This window comes from Prevotella sp. oral taxon 299 str. F0039, assembly GCF_000163055.2.
Classification (GTDB): Bacteria; Bacteroidota; Bacteroidia; order Bacteroidales; family Bacteroidaceae; genus Prevotella.
The window spans coordinates 351,719-374,974 of sequence record NC_022111.1; the positions used below are offsets into that span (position 1 = coordinate 351,719).

The window sequence follows — 23,256 nt, forward strand, 5'->3', positions numbered from 1 at the left end:
TTTTTATTGCATAGCTATTGCATCTCAAAAGCAATGCTTTTACGTAGCAAACTCAATCGTTTTACATGTCAAAGACATTGAGATTACAAGAAGAATAGCAAGAGGCCTAAGAATGAGACGATTGCACCTATGATGCTTTTGAGCCCGATTGTTTGTTTAAATACAAATTTAGCGGGTATTAATATCAAAATAGGAGTGAGCGACATGATGGTACTTGCAATGCCAGCAGCGGTATATTGCACAGCCATAAGCGAGAAACCAACACCAATAAGAGGTCCACAAATCACCGCAACGATAGTCATACTCATGCCTTTAGAATCTTTAATCGAGTTGGCAAAAATACCCATTTCTTTTCTAATAATGAGCCAAGAACCAAAGCAAAGTAAGCCTGCAAAGCATCGAATAAGGTTAGCACTGAATGGTATATATATGTTTACCTCTGATAAAAGGTGTTGAGGCATGTCGTTAATGTATAAATCTAGTCCCTTTTTGCTTAGCACTAAGCCCAAACCTTGCCCCAAAGCAGAACCCAGCATGAATAGAATTCCCTTTAAAGGCAATTGCAAAGATATTTTGTTTGATTCGCCTTTACCTAAAAGTGCAATAGCAATTCCCGAAAGAGTTATGAGCATTGCTAACAGATTTTGCCATGTAAGGGTTTGATGAAGGAACGTAAAAGCAAAGAAAGCAGCGAAGAGTGGGGCGAGAGTCATAATCAATTGACCATATCTTGCACCAATAATTAGATATCCTTTTAATAAACACCAGTCGCCAAAGAAATAGCCCACAACACCCGAAAGCATCAACCATATAATGGTGTTGGTGCTGGCATAGATAGGAAAAGGATTGTCCATTGCCCACCAAAGGAAAAGAATGAGGGCAAAGAAAGTTAATAACATTCTCCAAACATTGAGGATAACAGCTCCAAATTGCTTTCCTGCTATCTCGCAAGCAATAGATGCTAGGGTCCATAAAAACGCAACTCCCAGCGATATAAGTTCACCTGTAAATTTCATTTCGATGCAAAGGTAATAACAATAAAATAAAGAACAAAGAACGAAAAGTTGCTTTTTATATCATATATGTGTTGTGAGAAAGAAATAAATTGCATTTCTTTTGCGTGAAAGGAAATTTTTCTTTTCGTTGACTTAAAGCCGTCTAACGTTGAAAATAAGCTATAAATAAACTTTCAAAATATTGGGAAATATCATATTTTCTTTGTATTTTTGCAACAATTAATATAGTAATGAAGAAAGGTTTCTATGTCGCAAAAGAATTGTAGTGGCTGAGTTTACCTTGTTTATATAAACAACCGCATAAAAGAACTATGAACGTTTTAGAATTAAGTGAGCAGGAAATTATTAGAAGACAGAGCTTGCAAGAATTAAAAAACATGGGAGTTGATCCTTATCCCGCAGCAGAATATCCCACAAATGCTTATTCTGTAGAGATAAAAGAAAACTTCAATGAAGAAGAACAACGTGAGGTTTGTATTGCAGGAAGAATGATGACCCGACGCATTATGGGTAAGGCTTCGTTTGCAGAACTTCAAGATTCAAAAGGAAGAATACAGGTTTATATCACAAGAGATGATATTTGTCCTGATGAAAATAAAGATTTATATAATACTATTTTTAAACGTCTACTTGATATTGGTGACTTTATCGGAGTAAAAGGTTTTGTTTTTAGAACTCAAACAGGTGAAATATCGGTTCATGCAAAAGAGCTTGTGCTACTTAGCAAGAGCTTAAAACCACTTCCAATCGTTAAATATAAAGACGATGTTGCATACGATAAGTTCGACGATCCTGAACTTCGCTATCGTCAACGTTATGTAGATTTGGTTGTAAACGATGGTATTAAAGATACTTTTTTGAAGAGAGCTACAGCTATAAAGACCCTTCGTGATGTTCTAGATGCAGCAGGTTATACAGAAGTGGAAACCCCAACTCTACAACAAATTGCAGGTGGAGCATCAGCACGTCCATTCATAACACATTTCAATGCCTTAAATACAGAAATGTATATGCGTATTGCAACCGAGCTATATCTAAAACGATTGATAGTAGGAGGCTTTGAAGGTGTGTATGAAATAGGTAAGAATTTCCGTAATGAAGGAATGGATAAGACTCATAATCCAGAGTTTACTTGTATGGAACTTTATGTTCAATATAAGGATTATAACTGGATGATGGACTTTACCGAGAAGCTTTTAGAAACTATTTGTATCGCAGTTAATGGCTCTGCAGAGACAGTTGTTGACGGAAAAACAATCAGTTTCAAGGCTCCTTATCGTCGTTTACCAATCTTAGATGCTATTAAAGAGAAGACAGGTTACGACTTAAACGGTCTTTCAGAAGAAGAAATTAGAGAGGTTTGCAATAAACTTAACCTTGAAGTAGACGAGTCGATGGGTAAGGGTAAACTTATAGATGAAATCTTTGGAGAGTTCTGTGAAGGTTCATTTATACAGCCTACATTCATCACTGACTATCCTGTTGAAATGTCACCACTAACTAAAAAGCATCGTTCTAAACCAGGATTGACTGAAAGATTCGAACTTATGGTTAACGGAAAAGAGTTAGCTAACGCCTATTCTGAGCTTAATGACCCTATAGATCAAGAGGAACGCTTTGTTGAACAAATGCGTTTAGCAGATAAAGGTGACGACGAAGCTATGATTATTGATAAAGACTTCTTGCGTGCTTTGCAGTATGGTATGCCTCCAACATCAGGTATTGGTATCGGAATTGACCGTATGGTGATGTTGATGACAGGTCAAACTGCAATTCAAGAGGTATTATTATTCCCTCAAATGCGTCCCGAAAAGACTATTCCAAGAAGCTCTGTTGCAGACTGGGAAGCTATCGGTGTAGATGCAGACTGGGTGCCTTTATTCAATAAAGCAGGTTATAATTTAGTGTCAGATATCAAGGACTTAAAGGCACAAAAGCTACAAATGGATGTTTGTGGTGTTAATAAGAAATATAAATTGGAGCTAGATAATCCTAAAGTTGAAGATTTTCAAGCTTGGATAGACAACGCTTCAAGTAAGGCATAATTAGTTATTCATAACTCATGTCATTCCTTTTTATGGACTAAATAGGGATGATGTGGGTTATGAATATTTTATTGTGAATAATCAAAAGATATGTTTGATTGCGGAAAAATAGCAATAATTGGAGGCGGTAGTTGGGCTACATCTATTGCAAAAATTGTTGTAAATAACACTCAACACATTGGTTGGTATATGCGAAGAGACGATAGCATAGAGAAGTTTCGACGCTTAGGACATAATCCTTCCTATCTAACTAGTGTGCATTTCGATGTTAATCAAATATTCTTTTCATCAGATATAAATACTATTGTCGAGCAATATGACACATTAGTATTTGTTACTCCTTCTCCTTATTTAAAGAATCACCTACGTAAACTTAAGACACGCTTGCGTGATAAGTTTATCATTACGGCAATAAAGGGTATTATCCCTGACGAAAACTTGGCGTGTTCGGATTATTTCCATCAAGTTTATGATGTGCCATATGGTAACATTGCGTGCATAGGAGGACCTTCTCATGCTGAGGAAGTGGCTCTAGAACGTTTGTCGTATCTCACTGTTGCGTGTGAAGATATAGATAAAGCAGAGGCTTTTAGCAATATACTTTCGTCTAAATTTATCAAGACAAAGACCAGCACAGATGTACTTGGAATTGAATATTCGTCAGTTCTTAAAAATGTTTATGCTATCGCTTCGGGTGTATGTAGTGGTTTAAAGTATGGTGATAACTTTCAAGCTGTTCTTGTTTCTAATGCGGTTCAAGAGATGAATCGTTTCCTTTCGACAGTGAAAGATATCCCAAGAAACATTTATGATTCTGTTTATTTAGGAGATTTATTGGTTACTGGCTACTCAAACTTTAGTAGAAACAGAACCTTTGGTACAATGATTGGTAAAGGATATAGTGTAAAGAGTGCCCAAATAGAAATGGAAATGATCGCAGAAGGCTATTTTGGCACAAAGTGCATGAAAGAAATTAATAGATACTTGCATGTAAATATGCCCATACTTGATGCTGTTTATAACATTTTGTATGAACGTATTTCGCCTCAAGTAGAAATAAAATTGCTTACAGACTCATTCAGATAAAATTTAAAAATTTCAGATATGAAGAAAATAAAATTAAACATTAGTAAGGCTGCATCATTCCTTTCACAAGGCGCAGTGCAAGCTTATGAACCTAAAGTGAAGGCTGCTCAACAAGCATTAGAACAAGGAACATGTCCAGGAAACGATTTTTTAGGTTGGTTACATCTACCTTCTTCAATCACAACAGCTTTTCTTCAAGAAATTCAAGATTGTGCTAACACATTGAGAGAAAAATGCGATACCATCGTAGTTGCAGGTATCGGAGGTAGCTATTTGGGTGCTCGTGCTGTTATTGAAGCCCTAGGTAACTCTTTTTCTTGGTTAGTTCAAGATTCAAAGAACCCTACAATTGTATTTGCAGGAAATAATATTGGTGAAGATTATCTTTATGAATTGAGTCAATATCTTAAAGGAAAGAAATTTGGAGTCATCAATATTTCAAAGTCAGGAACAACAACTGAAACAGCTCTTGCATTCCGTTTGTTAAAAAAACAATGTGAAGATCAAAGAGGAAAAGAAGAGGCTAAAGACGTAATTGTTGCTATTACCGATGCAACAAAGGGTGCTGCTAGAGCTGCAGCAACAAAAGAAGGCTATAAAACTTTTGTTATTCCTGATAACGTTGGTGGTCGTTTTTCTGTTTTAACTCCAGTTGGTTTACTTCCAATTGCATGTGCAGGATTCGATGTTCAAGCATTGGTTAAGGGTGCAACAGATATGGAAAAGGAAACAGGTGTAGACGTTCCATTCAACGAAAACATTGCTGCTCAATATGCAGCAGTGCGCAATGCCCTTTACAATGAGTTGGGTAAGAAAATCGAAATCATGGTGAACTATCAACCAAAGCTACACTTCTTTAGCGAATGGTGGAAGCAATTATATGGCGAAAGCGAAGGAAAAGACAACAAAGGTATTTATCCTTCATCATGTGATTTCACTACTGACCTTCATTCTATGGGTCAATGGATTCAAGAAGGCGAAAGAACTATCTTCGAAACTGTTATTAGTGTAGAAGAGAGCAACCACACATTGTTGTTCCCAAGTGATGAAGAAAACCTCGACGGATTGAATTTCTTAGCTGGAAAACGTGTAGACGATGTGAACAAGATGGCAGAACTTGGAACCCAACTAGCACACGTAGATGGTGGAGTTCCTAACATCTTAGTAAGCGTTCCACAACTAAATGAATATTATTTAGGACAACTTATCTACTTCTTTGAAATTGCTTGCGGTATCAGCGGTAATGTTTTAGAGGTTAATCCATTTAATCAACCAGGTGTAGAAGCATATAAAAAGAATATGTTTGCTTTGCTAGAAAAACCTGGATATGAAGCAGAAAGCAAAGCTATTAAAGAGCGTTTACAAAACGAACAATAAGTAGTTATATATTATAAGTTTACAAGTTAAGAGACTTTTGGTTATATCTCCACTAAAGAAAATACCAGAAATGCTCTTCACTTGTAAACTTTTCTTTTAAAATCATCAATCAACCATCAATACGTTTATTTATAGTTATGTTTCAACAAGTCATTCATCAGTATAAAGAAGATCATCAGTTATCAACCTTTCAGCCCAAAGCTGTACTCTTTGATATGGATGGAGTGCTCTATGATTCAATGAAAAACCATACTTATGCGTGGCAAGAAGCAATGAAAAAGTTTGGCTTAGACGTGCCTGCAGAGATGACTTATCAATACGAAGGCATGCGAGGTGTTGAAACAATACAGATATTGATGCGTGAACAAAGAAACGAAACGATTGATGAAGATGAGGCTCTACGCATGTATAATGAAAAAGCTCGTGTGTTCGAAACATTGCCCACAGCGCCCATTATGCCTGGAGTTTTAAAGTTGATGCATAAGATTAAGGATGCAGGACTGCAAATTGTGGTCGTTACAGGAAGTGCTCAAAAACCTTTAATTGAGCGTCTTTTAACCGACTTCGAAGGCTTTATTGTGCGTGAAAAGATTGTTTCGGCTTATGATGTAACACGAGGAAAGCCTGCTCCCGACCCTTATTTAAAAGGATTATTGAAGGCTGGTGGCTTGCAACCAAACGAAGCTATGGTTGTAGAAAATGCACCCTTAGGAGTTAGTGCAGGTGTTGCTGCAGGCATATTAACCATTGCAGTGAACAGCGGACCATTGCCCAACGAGGCTCTTTCGTCACGAGGTGCAGCTGTGGTGTACGACGATATGGAGCAATTGGCTAACGACTGGCACGTTTGTTGGTAAGTCTTTTTCTTTCGGCAGCACAGCCTTTGTTTTGTAGTAACTTTTTTATTGTTGCTAATAGAATCTTAATTGTTCTGTAATAGCATTGCTTTTAATGGGTAAAAGCATTCCTTTTACCGCCTAATTACATCGCTTTTACTTACCAATTACATTGAGTTTGTTTTTCGATTGCATCGCCCCTTGTTGCAATTGCATTTCTTCTTTATTTCAAGAAGTCGTCTGCTTTGAATAAAGAGGTAAAAATATTGTGTTGATTATGTTGCTCTAATTGCAATAAAAAAGCCTTTTTATTCAATCCACCTGCATAGCCAACCAGTTCTCCTTTGCTTCCTATCACTCGGTGGCAGGGCACTATTATCGAAATAAAGTTCTTGTTATTGGCATTGGCAACGGCTCTAACAGCTTGCTCATTTCCAACATTTTGAGCAAGAGTTTTATAAGAAATGGTTGTGCCATAAGGTATGTTTATCAGCTCATTCCATGTTGATTGCTGAAAAGTTGTACCCCAGGTGTGGATAGGGAGATTGAAATTAGAGCGTGTTTGGTTGAAATATTCGTCTAACTGACGCTCCGTTTCTTCAATAATAGGTGACGAATGATGAACGAATGAGGCACCACTTAGGCTTTGAATCTTTTTCAATCGCTTTTCAAAAGATGCGTTTTCTTCCCACAAACACAGGCAAAGAGAATCTTGATAACTACCCAATAGCAAGGTGCCAATAGGCGAGTGGTAGGGTGATAATTCTATTATTTTGTTCTCTTTCATCAGCAATAAAAAAGGAAGAAAAGCTCATTCACATTCCTTCCTATAATATAATAAGGTCTACTTAAATACTTATCTCTCCAGAACCGATGCATCGATGATGCTCTTCATCATACACAACGCAGAACTGTCCTGGTGCAACTCCGTGTATAGGGCACTCAGAATACAAACGATATTCATTGTTGTTGATCTTCTCCATGCGTGCTTTATGGAACTCTGGGGTGTGTCTTATCTTGAAAGTAACATTGCTTAAATCAACTTCTTCGGTAAGGAAATGAAAGTCGCTAACGCCAAATTCAGATTTAAAAGCACTACTTGGCTCATAGCCTTTGCTTACATATAAAATGTTATTGTTTACATCTTTCTTCACAACAAACCATGGTCCGCCGCCAAAACCTAAGCCATGACGTTGTCCAATGGTGTAAAACCATAAGCCTTTGTGTTGACCTATGCGCTTGTTTGTTTGTAATTCGAGTACTTCTCCAATGTTTTCGCCTAGATATTTGCGAATATAGTCGTTGTAATTGATTTTTCCTAAGAAGCAAATACCTTGTGAGTCTTTTCTTTTAGCATTGATAAGGTGTTCACGTTCGGCAATAACTCGCACCTCATCTTTTTGAAAATGACCGATAGGGAATATGGCTTTTTTAAGTTGCCAATCGTATATTTGGGCTAAAAAGTCGGTTTGGTCTTTCACAGGATCAGGACTTGTAACCAGCCATTTCTTGCCATTTATTATCTCAGTTTGGGCATAATGGCCTGTAGCAATTAAGTCATAGTCCTTTCCTTTCTTATCATGAAAGGCTCCAAACTTAATCAATCGGTTGCACATTACATCAGGATTAGGTGTAAAGCCCGCCTTAACCTTGTCCATTGTATATTTAGTTACTTGGTCCCAGTATTCTTTATGGCAATCAATCACTTCAAGTTTGCAACCGTAACGATGTGCAACAGCAGTCGCCATTTCAAGGTCTTCTTCAGAAGAACAATCCCATTCTTCCTCTTGTTCTGGACCAATTTTGATATAAAAACAATCGGGTTTGAGGCCTTGTTGTACCAACTCGTAAAGTACAACCGAACTATCTACGCCTCCAGAAAGCAATACTGCGATCTTTTTATCCTGTAAATTTTCATTCATAGACTACAAACTTACAATATTTTTTTCGTTTTAACACTACGAAAGAGAATAAAAATAGCTAACTTTGCAACAAATGATGTTATTATAAAAGATATTATATTTTGTAGCAATACGATATTTTTTGAGATATTGTTATTGAACAAAAAGACCATAATATGGAAGAATATATAGTTTCAGCCCGTAAATATCGCCCCGCATCTTTTGATACCGTAGTAGGACAAAAGGCACTAACAGAAACGCTAAAGAATGCAATAAAGGCGAATAAATTGGCGCATGCATACCTCTTTTGTGGACCTCGTGGAGTGGGAAAGACCACTTGTGCCCGTATTTTTGCAAAGACAATCAACTGCTTTACACCAACTGCTCAAGGCGAAGCGTGTAATCATTGCGAAAGTTGTGCAGCCTTTAATGAGCAACGTTCGTTTAATATTTTTGAGTTAGATGCTGCAAGTAACAACTCAGTTGAGAACATAAAAGCCCTCATGGAGCAAACACGTATCCCGCCACAAGTGGGCAAATACAAGGTGTTTATTATCGACGAGGTGCACATGTTGTCGACAGCTGCGTTCAATGCGTTCTTGAAAACACTCGAAGAACCACCCGCACATGTTATCTTTATCCTTGCAACTACCGAGAAACATAAGATTCTTCCAACCATTCTTTCACGCTGTCAGATATACGATTTCGAGAGAATGACAGTGCAAGACATTGTGAATCATCTCGAAAGTGTGGCAAAGCAAGAGGGAATAACTTACGAATCAGAAGCCTTAACCATTATTGCAGAGAAGGCAGATGGCGGTATGCGTGATGCACTTTCAATCTTTGATCAAACCGCTTCGTTTGCTCAAGGTAACATAACTTATGCTAAAGTGCTCGAAGATCTCAATGTTTTAGATGTTGAGAATTATTTTAAAATGATTGATTTCTCTCTCGAAAATAAGGTGAGCGAATTGATGTTATTGCTTAATTCTATTGTTTCTAGAGGATTCGACTATGGAAATATATCGGTAGGACTAGCTGCTCACATTCGAAATGTATTGATGTCGAAAGACGAAAAGACTGTTTCTCTAATCGAAACAAGCGATTCTTTGCGACAAAGATATAAAGAACAGGCTGCAAAATGCCCTACATCGTTCCTTTATAAGGCTTTAAAACTCCTCAATCAGTGCGACATTAACTATAAACAAAGTAGTAATAAGGCTCTACTTGTTGAACTAACACTTATTCAGGTGGCGCAAATCACCCAGCCAGAGGATGCTGATTCCGATGCATCGGGGCGCAGCCCTAAATGTTTAAAAACCCTGTTTAAGCTATTAACTGCCAGCAATCGCACCACAACAGATAAGCAGGTGTCTGTAAGCGATAAACAAAAGGCGGTTCAACCCATTGTGTCTAAACCTAAAGAGTCTACAACTTCAGTTAAGACAGAGCAACCTAAAGCCACTAATAATCCATCTCGCCCACGTCTAAAGATTACAGATTTGGCTGTAACTTCGAAAGGAATGGGAGCAAGAAGCAATGTGGTAAAAGAGGAAAATGAAGAGTTAGTGAACACAGAAGAGCAGACTTCGACTTTCACTGACGAAGATTTGAGAGAGAAATGGATATCTATGTGCAACCGAATGCCTCAAAAGATGAAGGCAATGGCTATGCGTATGAAAAATATGAAGTTGCATATCACCACGCTACCCAATATCGAAGTGGTGGTAGATAACCAAATATTGCTTACTCAGATGAATGATATTCTTGCACGATTAGAAATAACTATGGCGCAAGACCTCAAAAATAAAGATGTGAAAATATCGCTTCGTTTGGCAAAGAAAGAAGAGTTAAAACCCATATTAACCGATAGAGAGGTGTTTGCAAAGCTACTTCAAAACAACCATTCGCTTGTAACTTTGAAAGAAGCGTTAAAGTTAGAGCTCTCTTAAGTAAAGCACTTGTTGCAGAATTGCATAGCAACTCTTTAATAAAAAAGAACAAAGCCCCCTCAAAACATTAAGAATAGAAATAGAAAAGCAAAAAATAATGGTGTTTCTTCATTTGAGAAACACCATTATTTTTTATATTAGTGGAATACCAGCAGCATCACATTCGTTGCGCATTTCATTGGTCCAAATACTTGCTTGTATTTCTCCTATGTGCGCTTTGTGTAGCAATATCATACACAAACGACTCTGACCAATTCCACCGCCTATTGATAAAGGTAGTTTATGGTTGAGCAGTTGTTGGTGGAAATACAATTCTTTTCTATCTAAAGAATCACTTATTTCAAGCTGTTCCATAAGCGATTGCTCATTAACTCTTATACCCATAGACGATAGTTCGATTGCTCTTTCCAGAATTGGATACCAAATTAAAATATCACCATTCAATCCACGCAATCCATTTTCACCCATAGAGTGCCAGTCATCGTAGTCAGGTGCACGATTATCGTGCTTTTCTCCGTTACTTAAAACATCTCCAATACCAATGATAAACACCGCTCCAAACTCTTTACAAATAACATTCTCACGTTCTTTTGCAGACAAGTTAGGATAGCGTTGCAATAATTCTTCGCTATGAATGAAATGAATTTCCTTAGGTAAGAAAGGCTTTAAGCCTTGATAGGTTTCGCAAACGAGGTATTCGGTGCGACGAATAGCAGAGTAGATGCGTTCTACAACATTCTTAAGGAAAGCCACATTGCGATTGCTTTTATTGATAACCGCCTCCCAGTCCCATTGGTCTACATATAAAGAATGAAGGTTGTCTAATTCCTCATCGGCACGAATTGCATTCATATCCGTATATATTCCGTGACCATCTTCAATACCATGTTCAGCCAAAGTCAATCTCTTCCATTTTGCAAGCGAATGAACCACCTCAGCATGTGCATCGTTTAAGTCTTTTATTGGGAAAGTAACAGCTCGTTCAGTTCCATTCAAATCGTCGTTAATACCCAATCCTTTTAAGACGAAAAGGGGGGCGGTTACACGGCGAAGATGAAGTTCTGTTGAAAAGTTCTGTTGAAAAAAGTCTTTAATCAGTTTAATTCCTTGCTCTGTTTGATGCTTATTGAGCAGTGCATTATAATCTTTTGGAAGAATGAGTTGCGCCATATCTTTTTATAATTATTTTGGTTACAAAGGTATATAAAATGCCGTCTATAACGGCTTTTTATAGGTATTAATTTTGATTTCTCGTTTGTTTAGTTTAAATTTGCATGTCTTTGGCTCCGTAGCTTAGCTGAATAGAGCGTCAGATTCCGGTTCTGAAGGTCTTGGGTTTGAATCCCAACGGAGTCACAAAATAAAAGGATATCATTTGAGAGGGTATCCTTTTATTTTTTTATGCTTCAACAAGTGTTTTTGAAAAACATTGACATTGTGTTACAAAAACATTGCTTTTAGCTTGTAATATCAATGCTATTATATCATAATATCAATGCTATTGAAATGCCAATAATAGAGCTTCTATTGCTACTAGTATTCAAGAGCAAATACAAATGATATTGCAATGCTTGCTTAATTTGTCGAATGAAGAATGTTTTCTTGATTTCTTTGGTAGAATAGTAATAGTCTAATTTTCAATAAAAGGAGTTTTTAAAACAATAATTTTGAGTCGGGTATAAAACTCAAACGATGGTATTGATTTAGAAAATCATCAAAAAAGTATAAGTTATACATTTTAAGTTGGATACAATCCTGTTGTTACATAAGCTTATTTATTGTAAAATACTAAATGAAGAACTTTGCATTAAGATTACAAGTTGTAATAAAATACATAAATTTATTTTGTTGTGTGTTGTATAATTGTTAACTTTGTAACAAATCATATCAATAAAAACGAAATTAAAAATGAATATAGTAGAAAGGTTTTTGAATTATACTAAGTTCGATACTCAATCGTCTGAAGAGTCTGAAACCGTGCCTAGTACGGCAAAGCAATTGGTGTTTGCCGAGTATTTAAAAAAAGAATTAGAGCGTGAAGGCTTGAGCGATGTTGAAATGGATGATAAAGGTTACATCTATGCAACATTAAAATCGAATACCAAGAAAAAAGTTCCAACAATTGGATTTATATCTCACTACGACACAAGTCCCGATTGTAGTGGTACAAATGTCAATGCACAAATCATCAAAAACTACGATGGTGGCGACATAACTCTAGCTTCAGGTCTTGTTTCTTCAGTGAAAAAATTCCCAGAACTTAAAGCTCATGTGGGCGAAGACCTTATTGTTACCGATGGAACAACATTGTTGGGAGCCGACGACAAGGCCGGTATTGCCGAAATTATGCAGGCAATGTGCTATCTAAGAGACCATCCAGAGATTGAGCATGGCGACATAAGAGTGGGCTTTAATCCTGATGAAGAGATTGGAAAAGGAGCACATCACTTCGACGTTAAACGCTTTGGTTGCGAGTGGGCTTACACTATGGACGGAGGAGATTTAGGTGGATTAGAATACGAAAACTTTAATGCTGCAGGCGCAAAGATAACCATTCATGGTGTAAGTGTGCACCCAGGTTATGCAAAAGGCAAAATGGTGAATGCCAATACTCTTGCTTTTGAATTTGCACAAATGCTTCCTGCAACCGAAACTCCAGAGCATACAGAAGACTATGAGGGCTTTTATCATCTTTATAGTGTAAATGGTTCTACCGAAAAAGCAACGCTTAACTATATTATTCGTGATCACTCTTTCGATAAGTTCGAAGCAAGAAAGAACTTTATAGAGTCGTGTGCAAAGGCAATGAACGACAAATATGGAGAAGGAACCATTGAATGTGCAATCAGCGACCAATACTATAACATGAAAGAAAAAATCGATCCAAATATGCATGTTATTGATATTGTGTTGCAAGCAATGCAAGAAAGTGGTGTAGCACCAAAGGTGGAGCCTATTAGAGGTGGTACTGATGGAGCGCAATTGAGCTTTAAAGGATTGCCATGTCCAAACATCTTTGCAGGTGGTTTGTATTTTCATGGTCCTCACGAAACCGTTTCTATTCAGGTAATGGAAAAGGCTGTAGATGTTATTGTGCGTATTTGTGCTATTACATCTAAGTTCAACGACTAAGTTTTTAAATAGTATTTATATCATTAAACAAGCGACATTGGTATTGAAGTGTCGTTTGTTTAATGGTTTAACTTATATAGAAGCCGATGAAAAGGGTTTTCTAACGGCTAACTAATAACATATAGATAATACAAATTTAGGATAAAAATAAGAGAAAAATAGATGAGTAATATTGCCCCTTTAATAGGAGATTTGGGACTAATTTTGGTAGTTGCAGGCATCGTTACATTACTTTTTAAACGTCTTAGACAACCTTTGGTCTTGGGATATATCGTTGCTGGCTTCTTAGTTGGTCCTAATATGCCTTATACACCTTCGATTGTAGATAGATCAGATGTGCAAGTTTGGGCAGATATTGGGGTGGTTTTCCTCTTGTTTTCTATGGGATTAGACTTCTCTTTCAAAAAGATTTTTAAGTTAGGAACAGCTCCATTTATAGCAGTTTTAGGTATAGTTGTCTCCATGTTTACCATTGGTTATACAGCAGGTTGGCTGTTTGGGTGGACGTCTATGGAGCGGATTTTCTTGGCATCTGTATTCTCTGTATGTAGTAGTTCAACCATTGTATATAAAACCTTCAATGAGCTGAAGCTGAAACAGCAACGCTTTGCCAGTTTAGTGTTAAGTGTTTTGGTGATTGAAGACGTATTAAGTATTGTTATTATGGTGATGCTTTCTGCCATTGCAGGAGGCGATTCGCTTAGTTCAATAGAGCTAATTAAGATAACAACAAAGATTGCATTCTTTATTATCTTATGGTTTGTTGTCGGTATTTATCTTGTTCCTATCTTCTTAAGAAAGACAAGAAAGATTATGACCAACGAAATTTTGCTGGTGGTTTCATTGGCAATGTGTTTCTTTATGGCTATATTCTCGGCTCAAGTGGGCTTTAGTAGTGCTTTCGGAGCATTTGTAATGGGTTCTATTTTGGCAGAAACAGTTGATGTTCACAAGATAATAAAGGTGGTAGAGCCAATAAAAGACTTATTCGGAGCGGTGTTCTTCGTGTCGGTAGGTATGCTTGTTGATATGAAAATCCTTATCGATTATGCTTTACCTATATTGAGTATTGTGGCATTGGTGATAGTGGGGCAAGCTATTTTTGGTACTTTCTCGTTCATGCTTAGCGGTAATTCGCTCAGGACATCAATGCAAAGTAGCTTCTCAATGGCGCAGATTGGTGAGTTTCCTTTTATCATTGCGTCGCTCGGAGTGTCGTTAGGTGTAATTGGACACTTTATGTATCCAGTGATAGTTGCAGCTTCGGCAATAACCACTTTCTTAACTCCTTATGTTATAAAGAGCGCAGTTCCTCTTTATAATGGATTGGAAAGAGTGCTTCCACGAAGATGGATGAAGATGATTAACCACATGAATGTGGGTACAGAACGTGAATCGTCGAACAGCTTGTGGAAACCTTTTATGATGAGAATGTTGCGTACTGTGGTTATTTATAGTATCATCTCAATAGCTGTTATTTCGTTGATGCTCACATTCTTCTTACCTTTCATCCGTTCTATCTTACCTCATTGGTGGGCAAATGCCGTGTGTGGAGGTCTTACATTGATGTTTATTGCCTCGTTCCTTCGTGCTATTGTGCTTGCACCTAATCATAGTGCAGAGTTTAAAGTGTTGTGGAATGAGAGTCATAAGAATCGCTTGCCACTTACATTTATGACTTTCGTGCGAATTGTTATTGCTGTTACTTTCACCTTTTATATATGTAATTATTTAAGTAGATTCTCGTTTGCGCTAATGATGAGTATTGCTTTAGTGATGGTAATCCTGATGTTAATGTCTAGGAGATTAAAGAGTAGAACTATCAGAATGGAGCGACAATTTGTTGAAAACCTGCGTGCAAGAGATATCGAAGCTGTGGTGTTGGGACACAACAAACCTTTATATGCTCGTAATTTGCAAGACAGAGATCTACATATTGCAGACTTTGAGGTTCCAGATAATAGCATTTGGATTGGTAAAACGCTTGAAGAACTGCAACTTGCAAGTATCTATGGAATTCAAGTGAGCAGTATATTGCGTGGCAAACAACGCTTGAATATTCCTGGAGGAACAACTATTATCTATCCAGGTGATGTGATTCAGGCTATAGGTAGCGACGAAAAGCTAACTGCTTTCCATACAGCTATGAGCGAAGCATTGCTTCCTGACGACTTAGAAATAGAGATGCGAGAGATGAAACTCAAACAGCTAATTGTTGAGAAGGATAATTATTTGATTGGAAAGACGGTACAAAATAGTGGAATTAGAGATCGCTTTAATTGTATGATTGTAGGCTTTGATGATGGTAATGAAGACTTAACTCCAGCTAATCCGACACGAGAATTTAAAATCGGCGATGTGGTTTGGTTAGTAGGAGAGCAGGAGTCATTAAAAGAACTGATGGTATAAAGAAATAATTCATCGTTCTTTTGCGGTGAATTATTATCAATGTGTAGAGTAAAAGAAAAGCTCATGGCTTAAAACCATGAGCTTTTTTGTTGTATGTGTTTTGATTTATCAATCGATTGTTTGCATATTAAGCTTCAGGACGCTCGATATAAGCAAGTACATCGCCTTTTCTAATCTTCTTACCTTGCTTTGCAGCAATCTCAACAAGCTTGCCACCAAGAGCCGCAGGTATTGTTGTTAGCTCGCCCCAAGTGGTTAAGATATAGCAGAATGCATCGCCTTCTTTATATTCTTTACCGATAAATGGCTCTACAGAAGGTGCACATTCGCCTTCACCATTCATCTCCCAGAACACTTGTCCTGCAACAGGTGAAACAATTGCGTCTGCTTTTGCATGCTTAAACTCTGCAAGTTGAGCTGGAGTTAGCTTGCTACCAAGTTTTGCATCTTTTGCTTTTTGAAGGTCAGCAAGGAAGTTTTTCTTTGCTTGTCCGCTCTTATAGTTACGATATTGTTCTGGGTGCATAGCCAATTCAAATAGTTCTTCGTCGTCTTGTCCATATTCCCAACCATTCTCGTCCATCTCTTTACGGAACTCATCAAGCTTATTTGTAAGTAAAGTACGTGGGTCTACTTCTGTAAATTCACGACCTTGTTTCTTCGCAAGCTCAACAATTACATCGTCAATCTTACCTGGAACTTTACCACTCTTACCAAGAATCATACCCCACATTGAGTCGTCCATCATCACAAAGCGACCCTTTCCTTGCTCAAGTGTTAGCAAGTTCATCAATGCAATGTTCTTAGTATATTGCGAGAAAGGTGTAACTAGTGGTGGATAACCAACTCTTGGCCATACATAAGCAACCTCTTCGAATAGTTTAACAAGCATATCGTCTGTTGATAGAGGTGCTTCTCCCTTCTTAGCTCTTAGGTTATTGATGGTTTGTTGAATGCCTGCAAGGTCTGACATCATACTTCCCATCATACCACCAGGTAGACCTGACTCTAAAAGAAGAGAGCTCATGAGCATGTTATTGGGGTTAATAAAGTAGCCTAACCATTCATCTATGAACTCTTGAGTTAAGGCACGAGCACGCATATATGCGTTCATATTGATCTCAGGAACATCGAATCCTTCGTGTTTCAACATGCTTTGAACAGAAATAATGTCTGCATGCATCTTACCCCAAGATAGTGGTTCCATTGCACAGTCGATGATATCTGCACCATTATTACATACTTCTAGAATAGAAGCCATGCACAATCCAGGTCCAGCATGACCGTGATATTCAATGATTATATCAGGATGTTTCTCACGAATAGCCTTAGTTAGCTGACCAAGAAGAGCTGGTTGACCAATACCTGCCATGTCTTTAAGACAGATTTCCTCTGCTCCTGCTTCGATAAGTTGGTCTGCTATGTTGGTATAGTATTCTAATGTGTGGATAGGAGAAGTGGTAATACACAATGTTCCTTGTGGAGTCATACCAGCTTCAGCTGCCCATTTAATACTAGGAATAATGTTTCTAACGTCGTTTAATCCGTCGAATATACGAGGAATATCAACACCTTGAGCATGTTTTACTTTGTACATAAGAGCTCGAACGTCATCAGGTACGGTGTACATACGCAATCCATTCAAACCACGATCAAGCATGTGGGTCTTGATTCCCGCCTCATTGAAAGGCTTACAGAATGCTCTTACTGCATCATTAGGATTCTCTCCTGCCAATAAATTAACTTGTTCAAAGGCTCCACCATTTGTTTCTACACGTGAAAAACAACCCATTTCGATGATAACAGGTGCGATTCTCTCTAGTTGATCCTTACGAGGTTGAAACTTTCCAGATGATTGCCACATGTCTCGATACATGAGACTGAACTGTATTTTCTTCTTCATATCGTTTATCTTTATTGTAAACTGTCTCTTATTAACTTTTTGAATTGTCTGCAAATTTAATCAAAAAATCCCGAAACACTGATGTTGTTTTCATTTTTTTAGCTACTATTGCTTTAGCAAAGCCTATTTAAACTTTGATAGTTATTTATTTTCTTGACATTTCATTTTATTTTGTTTGTTGTGTATAAATGTTAATTAATATAGCATTGCTAAATAGATTTGAATTTTATTGCTTACTTTTGTCTCTGATAAGGAATGTGGTTAAGTTACTCAAAATCATAAGTGAAAATCCATATAGATAGATGAAAAATAATAATGTAGGATTATTTTGGAATGTCATTGTACACTATAAATATTATATAGTGATTATTCTTGGTGCCCTTATTGTTTTGGTATTAGATAAGAACAGCGTATTGCATCAGATACAACTTCATTCTCAAATAGAATCACTTCAAGATGAAATAACTAGATATACTGAAGAAAACAAAGAAGCAACACGCCGTCTTCGTGAGTTGGAACGTAATCCAAAGGCCATTGAGAAGATTGCAAGAGAACATTATTTTATGAAAGCAGATAATGAAGATATTTTTGTTTTGAGTGACGATCAGGTACAAGAAAAAGAATAAAATGAAAAAGTTAAGGAAGCTAGAAGCTACATTATATCTCGTAGGTGGCTTACTGATGGTGTTAGGAGCCGCAGGATTTGTCTTTATGTTTCACCAAGATATTGTTTGTTGGATATTCCTATTAGGAACCATTTTTTTTACTGCTATCCAAAGTATGCAGACATATCAAGGTCGAAATGTAGTTATTATACGACTTAAAAAAATAATGAATTTGGCAAGCTTGTTATTTATTTTTTCAGGAATATTAATGGTAGACAATGCTTATCACTTCTTGATGCCTCTGTTTAAAAGTCATTCAGACAACGGATATGTGCTTTATCTCACTTATATTTACAATAAATGGGTGTTGCTTTTAATTATCGCTTCTATTCTAGAAATATACACAACACATCGTATTGATAGTGAGTTAAGGCGTGAAGAAACTAATAATAAAAAACTATAAAACAAGCATTTAAAGTTAGAAATAACTACAAAATCATTTTTTATATACAAGATTCATAGTATATTTGTATAATTCTATGATAAAACTATCGATGAAGAATAACCACAAGTAATAAAAAATGATTATAATTATATAAAACGAACAAGACAAATTCATATGAAAAAGCTTTGTTTTTTACTACTTTCGCTTGTCCTTTTGGCGTCATGTACGGATTCATATAATATCACGGGCTCTTCTAATATCTCCACGTTAGATGGTAGAAAGCTATATTTAAAAGTCTTTTCTGATAACGATTTCAAGAAAATAGATTCATGCGAAGTTGTTCATGGAGCATTTTCTTTTTCAGGAAAGTTAGATAGTGTGCGTATGGCAAACCTTTTTATGGACGATGAAAGCTTGCTACCTTTAGTGTTAGAAGAAGGAAATATAGCTGTAACATTTAATACTACAAAGCAAATTGTAGGTGGAACACCTCTTAACGACAAGTTATTTCAATTCTTTAATCGATACAATCAGTTAAAGAATCAAGAGATAGAGCTTATTAGAAAACACGATCAAGCCATTATGAATGGTAAAGATATGGAAGAAGTTGTGGTGGCATTACAAAACACAGCAACGCAACTTGCACAGCAAGAAGATAACCTTGTAACCTCGTTTGTTACCAATAACTTTGACAATGTTCTTGGTCCTGGTATTTTCTTTATGGTAACAATCGGACAAGAACATCCTGAATTAACTCCTTGGGTCGAAGATATTATGAGCAAAGCAACCGATCGTTTTAAGAATGATCCATACGTAAAAGATTATTATCAAAAAGCTCAAGAGAATCAAGAGATAGTGAATGGCCTCAAAGACAGTGGTTATATGGGTAGTGCACCCGTTGGAACTGCTACACCAGCAAGCCCTGTTCCCACTCCAAATGATTTGGCAAAACCAGCGCAATAATTTGTTATTAAAATATTTATTCAATGCGAATACTTATAAAGAATGGATGGATTGTAAATGAAGGTCGAACCTTTAAAGGATCGATAGTTATTGAAAATGATTGTATTCAATCTGTTCTCGAAGATGATTTAGATAATACTCCCCGTGGAACCTACGATAAAGAAGTAGATGCCACGGGGTGTTTTGTATGCCCAGGTGTAATCGATTCGCATGTACATTTTCGTGAACCAGGTTTAACAAACAAAGCAGATATCGCCTCAGAGACACGTGCTGCAGCCTTTGGAGGAGTGACTTCGTTCTTCGATATGCCCAACACTTTGCCTCAAACAACTGCCATTGAGGCTCTAGAAGCGAAGTTTGATATTGCAAAAGAGAAGAGTTTAATTAACTATAGCTTTTTCTTTGGAGCAACTAATAATAATGCTGATCTCTTAAAAGATTTAGATATTCATCGCATTCCAGGTGTAAAACTCTTTATGGGAGCATCTACTGGCAATATGCTGGTAGACCAACGCAATGCACTTGAGCGTATCTTTGCCGAGTCGCCCGTGTTAATAATGACACATTGCGAAGACTCTGGCATTATAAGTGCAAACATGAAGAAAGCAAAAGCAGAGTATGGTGACGACCCAGATATTAGTCTTCATCCTCAAATTCGTTCAGAAGAAGCATGTTATGCCTCATCTTCTTTAGCTGTAGAGTTGGCCAATCAAACAGGAGCACGCTTGCATGTGGCTCATTTAACAACAGAAAAAGAACTTTCGTTGTTTGGAAATAACCCTAAAATAACAGCCGAAGCAGTTATACCTCATTTGTTCTTCTGCGATAAAGACTATGCTTCTTTAAAGGCATTGATCAAATGTAATCCTGCCATTAAAAAGGAATCTGATCGTCAAGCCTTGCGTCTTGCCCTTACAACTGGTAAGATAACGACAATCGGAACAGACCATGCGCCACATCTATTAAGTGAAAAACAAGGAGGAAGTGCCTCTGCAATGTCGGGAATGCCAATGGTTCAGTTCTCCCTTTCTGCAATGCTTGAATTGGTAGATCAAGGTGTTTTAACGATAGAAAGAGTGGTAGAGTTGATGTGTCACAATCCTGCTAAATTGTTCGAGATAAACCAACGTGGCTTTATTCGTAAGGGGTACAAAGCCGATATCATTCTTGTTCAACAACATTCTCCCTACACTGTCACCGAAGATGTTATACAAAGCAAATGCAAATGGAGCCCACTTATGGGGCATACGTTCAACTGGCAGGTGCAAACCACCATTTGTAATGGACACATATTATATAATAAAGGATACTTCGATGATAGCTATCGAGGAGAAGAAATATGCTTCCGTTCATCTCATTCCTAGTTGTTTCAACTTGCTAGCATAGTACTTTGTGTTTGAGAACAACATACATACATTATAAAATCATCATTAACGAGAATATCATTAATAGTAAATTATATAATGTTGGCTAACAACTAACATTTTGTTTATTTATGATTGCACGCATACTAGTTCTATTATTAATAATCATCATAATACCAACGATGTATTTCGATTGGCGTTATTGGCGTAAAAAGAAAAACTTTAATTGGTTGAAAAGAGTGTTATGGTGGCTTCCAACCATTGCTATGGTTATTTATACCATTATTCTTTCTACCGAAAAAGATTTCATTCCTCACGACACCACTGCTCTTTATTGGTATCTTTTCTTATTGGGCGTGTGGACTATTCCAAAGACATTGGCAGCTATTTGCTCGTTCTTAGGCTGGATTTTGTGTCGTTGTAGCAAGTCGAAAAAGAACTATGGAAATCTACTAGGCTTCTTTTTGTCTATCGCTTGTATCGTCATTGTGATATACGGCTCTACTTTTGGAGTTAAAAAGTTAGTTGTTGAGCGTCAAGACCTTTATTTTAAAGATCTTCCCAAGGCTTTCGATGGATATAAACTAGTGCACATCAGCGACCTACATGTGGGCACATTCACAGGAGAACGACAAGCATTTCTTGCTCAAGTTGTTGATTCTGTAAATGCACAAAAGCCCGATCTCATTGCCTTTACAGGCGATTTGCAAAATGTTCAACCATCAGAACTCTACGAACACGAAAGTCTTTTAAGTTCACTTAAAGCCAAAGATGGAGTTTATTCAGTGTTGGGTAATCACGATTATAGCGAATATGTAAAGAAAGATGATGCCATAAAACGAGCATATGAAAAAGAAATTGTTTCGTTAGAAAAACGCTTTGGCTGGAATCTTTTAATGAATGAGCATCGAAGCATATATCGTTTAAACGACTCAATTGTGGTTGTTGGAACTGAAAACGATGGTCTTCCACCATTTCCACGCAAAGCAGATATCAAGAAAGCAATGCAAAATGTAAAAGCCAATAGCTTTGTTTTGTTTTTACAACACGACCCTTCTGCATGGGATAGAAACATTCTTCCCAACTCACATGCACAGCTAACTCTTTGTGGTCACACCCATGGTGGACAAGTGTCAATAGGCTCTTTGCGCCCAACCATGTTGAAATATAAAGAAGATCGTGGACTATACCAACACGATAAGCGTATGTTATATGTCTCAACAGGAGTGGGAGGAGCTCTTCCTTTCCGTTTTGGTGTGCCTCCAACAATAACAGTTATAACCTTACATACAACAAAATGAAACTCTTATACCGCATTTATCAGCTTTTTATAGCACTGCCTCTCATTGCTATTGCCACGTTGTTAACAGCCCTAACAACCACCATTGGTTGCACAATAGGTAACGGAAACTTTTGGGGTTATTATCCTGGAATGATATGGGGACGTGTGGTTCTCGCTCTACTTCTTTTGCCTGTTAAGGTCGAAGGACGTGAGCATTTAAAGAAAGGACAATCTTATGTTTTTGTGAGTAACCATCAAGGAGCTTTCGATATCTTTTTAATTTATGGCTATCTTGGTCGTAATTTCAAATGGATGATGAAATATCAATTGCGCAAAATGCCCTTTGTGGGTCGTGCTTGTGCCGCTGCCCATCATATATTTGTAGATAAACGCACCCCAAAGAAAGTGAAAGAAACCATCGATCATGCACGTTCTATTTTGCAACAAGGCATGTCTTTAACGATATTTCCAGAGGGAGCACGTTCGTTTACAGGGCACATGGGAGTGTTTAAACGTGGCTCTTTTAATCTTGCTGACGAACTTCAATTGCCAATTGTACCCATAACCATTAACGGATCGTTCGACGTTATGCCCCGAACTCGTGATATGCGTTGGGTGAACTGGCACCCTTTAAGACTCACCATTCATCAACCTATTGAGCCAAAAGGTCAGGGAACAGAAAATATTAAAGCTCTACTCGATGAGAGTTACAAAGTGGTGATGAGCGGATTGGTAAAAGAGTATCAAGGATTTGCTGAAAATCCCGATCAATAAACCGCAGAGAAAACTATCGAAGAGTATATTCTTTTTAATAAAATAAACCCCATAAAAGTGGTGTAATTGCAGAGCTAATGCAGTTGCACCACTTCTTTTTAGAGACTTATTTGTTGCCATTGTTAGTGTAATGATAAGAGTTTTCTGTGTATTATTATTGTCCTCG

General features: G+C 37.3%; 18 protein-coding genes and 1 tRNA gene. 14 read left to right on the forward strand and 5 right to left on the reverse strand.

Annotation, left to right across the window (positions count from 1 at the left end):
- Positions 1–83: 83 nt before the first annotated feature.
- Positions 84–1,016, reverse strand: coding sequence for a DMT family transporter (locus tag HMPREF0669_RS04335; protein WP_009227303.1), 933 nt, complete (start codon positions 1,014–1,016; stop codon positions 84–86).
- Between the two features lie 311 nt (positions 1,017–1,327).
- Here HMPREF0669_RS04335 and lysS point away from each other — a divergent pair, with 311 nt between their 5' ends.
- From lysS to HMPREF0669_RS04355, 4 genes are all read left to right on the forward strand, one after another.
- The gene (gene lysS, locus HMPREF0669_RS04340) at positions 1,328–3,061 is read left to right on the forward strand and encodes a lysine--tRNA ligase (RefSeq protein ID WP_009227304.1); all 1,734 of its coding nucleotides are present in this window, start codon (positions 1,328–1,330) and stop codon (positions 3,059–3,061) included.
- Positions 3,062–3,151: 90 nt separating this feature from the next.
- Positions 3,152–4,147 carry an NAD(P)H-dependent glycerol-3-phosphate dehydrogenase gene (locus HMPREF0669_RS04345; protein WP_009227305.1) on the forward strand — a complete coding sequence of 332 codons (996 nt, stop codon included), beginning with the start codon at positions 3,152–3,154 and terminating at the stop codon, positions 4,145–4,147.
- Between the two features lie 18 nt (positions 4,148–4,165).
- Positions 4,166–5,524 (forward strand): glucose-6-phosphate isomerase, encoded by a 1,359-nt coding sequence (locus HMPREF0669_RS04350; RefSeq protein ID WP_009227306.1) that lies wholly within the window; start codon positions 4,166–4,168, stop codon positions 5,522–5,524.
- Positions 5,525–5,661: 137 nt separating this feature from the next.
- Complete coding sequence (locus tag HMPREF0669_RS04355; RefSeq protein WP_009227307.1) at positions 5,662–6,381, forward strand: HAD family phosphatase; 720 nt, start codon at positions 5,662–5,664, stop codon at positions 6,379–6,381.
- Positions 6,382–6,583: 202 nt separating this feature from the next.
- On the opposite strand, the gene HMPREF0669_RS04360 is transcribed toward HMPREF0669_RS04355, so the two are convergent.
- Positions 6,584–7,147: a methylated-DNA--[protein]-cysteine S-methyltransferase gene (locus HMPREF0669_RS04360; protein WP_009227308.1), complete on the reverse strand. Its 564-nt coding sequence runs from the start codon at positions 7,145–7,147 to the stop codon at positions 6,584–6,586.
- 61 nt (positions 7,148–7,208) lie between these two features.
- A complete protein-coding gene (gene mnmA, locus HMPREF0669_RS04365; RefSeq protein ID WP_009227309.1) occupies positions 7,209–8,282 on the reverse strand; it encodes a tRNA 2-thiouridine(34) synthase MnmA in 1,074 nt (357 codons plus the stop codon).
- Between the two features lie 155 nt (positions 8,283–8,437).
- Here mnmA and HMPREF0669_RS04370 point away from each other — a divergent pair, with 155 nt between their 5' ends.
- Positions 8,438–10,213, forward strand: coding sequence for a DNA polymerase III subunit gamma/tau (locus HMPREF0669_RS04370; RefSeq protein WP_009227310.1), 1,776 nt, complete (start codon positions 8,438–8,440; stop codon positions 10,211–10,213).
- A 132-nt stretch (positions 10,214–10,345) separates the two neighbouring features.
- Here the strand turns inward: HMPREF0669_RS04370 and asnA are convergent, their stop codons facing one another.
- The gene (asnA, locus tag HMPREF0669_RS04375) at positions 10,346–11,383 is read right to left on the reverse strand and encodes an aspartate--ammonia ligase (RefSeq protein ID WP_009227311.1); all 1,038 of its coding nucleotides are present in this window, start codon (positions 11,381–11,383) and stop codon (positions 10,346–10,348) included.
- A 112-nt stretch (positions 11,384–11,495) separates the two neighbouring features.
- Here asnA and HMPREF0669_RS04380 point away from each other — a divergent pair.
- The 3 genes from HMPREF0669_RS04380 (at position 11,496) to HMPREF0669_RS04390 (ending at position 15,754) form a co-directional block, all read left to right on the forward strand.
- Positions 11,496–11,569: transfer RNA gene (locus HMPREF0669_RS04380), tRNA-Arg, on the forward strand.
- 552 nt (positions 11,570–12,121) lie between these two features.
- A complete protein-coding gene (gene pepT / locus HMPREF0669_RS04385) occupies positions 12,122–13,345 on the forward strand; it encodes a peptidase T (protein WP_009227312.1) in 1,224 nt (407 codons plus the stop codon).
- 162 nt (positions 13,346–13,507) lie between these two features.
- Positions 13,508–15,754, forward strand: a complete 2,247-nt coding sequence (locus HMPREF0669_RS04390; RefSeq protein WP_009227314.1) for a cation:proton antiporter — start codon at positions 13,508–13,510, stop codon at positions 15,752–15,754.
- Positions 15,755–15,881: 127 nt separating this feature from the next.
- Here HMPREF0669_RS04390 and HMPREF0669_RS04395 read toward each other — a convergent pair whose 3' ends face one another.
- A complete protein-coding gene (locus HMPREF0669_RS04395) occupies positions 15,882–17,657 on the reverse strand; it encodes a biotin/lipoyl-binding protein (protein ID WP_009227315.1) in 1,776 nt (591 codons plus the stop codon).
- A gap of 302 nt (positions 17,658–17,959) precedes the next feature.
- Between HMPREF0669_RS04395 and HMPREF0669_RS04400 the strand changes: the two genes are divergently transcribed.
- From HMPREF0669_RS04400 to HMPREF0669_RS04425, 6 genes are all read left to right on the forward strand, one after another.
- Positions 17,960–18,283: a septum formation initiator family protein gene (locus tag HMPREF0669_RS04400; RefSeq protein WP_009227316.1), complete on the forward strand. Its 324-nt coding sequence runs from the start codon at positions 17,960–17,962 to the stop codon at positions 18,281–18,283.
- Between the two features lies 1 nt (position 18,284).
- Positions 18,285–18,725 carry a hypothetical protein gene (locus HMPREF0669_RS04405; protein WP_009227317.1) on the forward strand — a complete coding sequence of 147 codons (441 nt, stop codon included), beginning with the start codon at positions 18,285–18,287 and terminating at the stop codon, positions 18,723–18,725.
- A gap of 156 nt (positions 18,726–18,881) precedes the next feature.
- Positions 18,882–19,670, forward strand: a complete 789-nt coding sequence (locus tag HMPREF0669_RS04410) for a DUF4369 domain-containing protein (RefSeq protein ID WP_020967164.1) — start codon at positions 18,882–18,884, stop codon at positions 19,668–19,670.
- Positions 19,671–19,693: 23 nt separating this feature from the next.
- On the forward strand, positions 19,694–21,034 hold the full coding sequence (locus tag HMPREF0669_RS04415) for a dihydroorotase (RefSeq protein WP_009227319.1): 1,341 nt from the start codon (positions 19,694–19,696) through the stop codon (positions 21,032–21,034).
- A gap of 131 nt (positions 21,035–21,165) precedes the next feature.
- Positions 21,166–22,335: a metallophosphoesterase gene (locus tag HMPREF0669_RS04420; protein WP_009227320.1), complete on the forward strand. Its 1,170-nt coding sequence runs from the start codon at positions 21,166–21,168 to the stop codon at positions 22,333–22,335.
- Positions 22,332–23,090 carry a 1-acyl-sn-glycerol-3-phosphate acyltransferase gene (locus HMPREF0669_RS04425; protein WP_009227321.1) on the forward strand — a complete coding sequence of 253 codons (759 nt, stop codon included), beginning with the start codon at positions 22,332–22,334 and terminating at the stop codon, positions 23,088–23,090. The genes HMPREF0669_RS04420 and HMPREF0669_RS04425 overlap by 4 nt, the downstream gene beginning before the upstream one ends.
- Positions 23,091–23,256 lie beyond the last annotated feature (166 nt).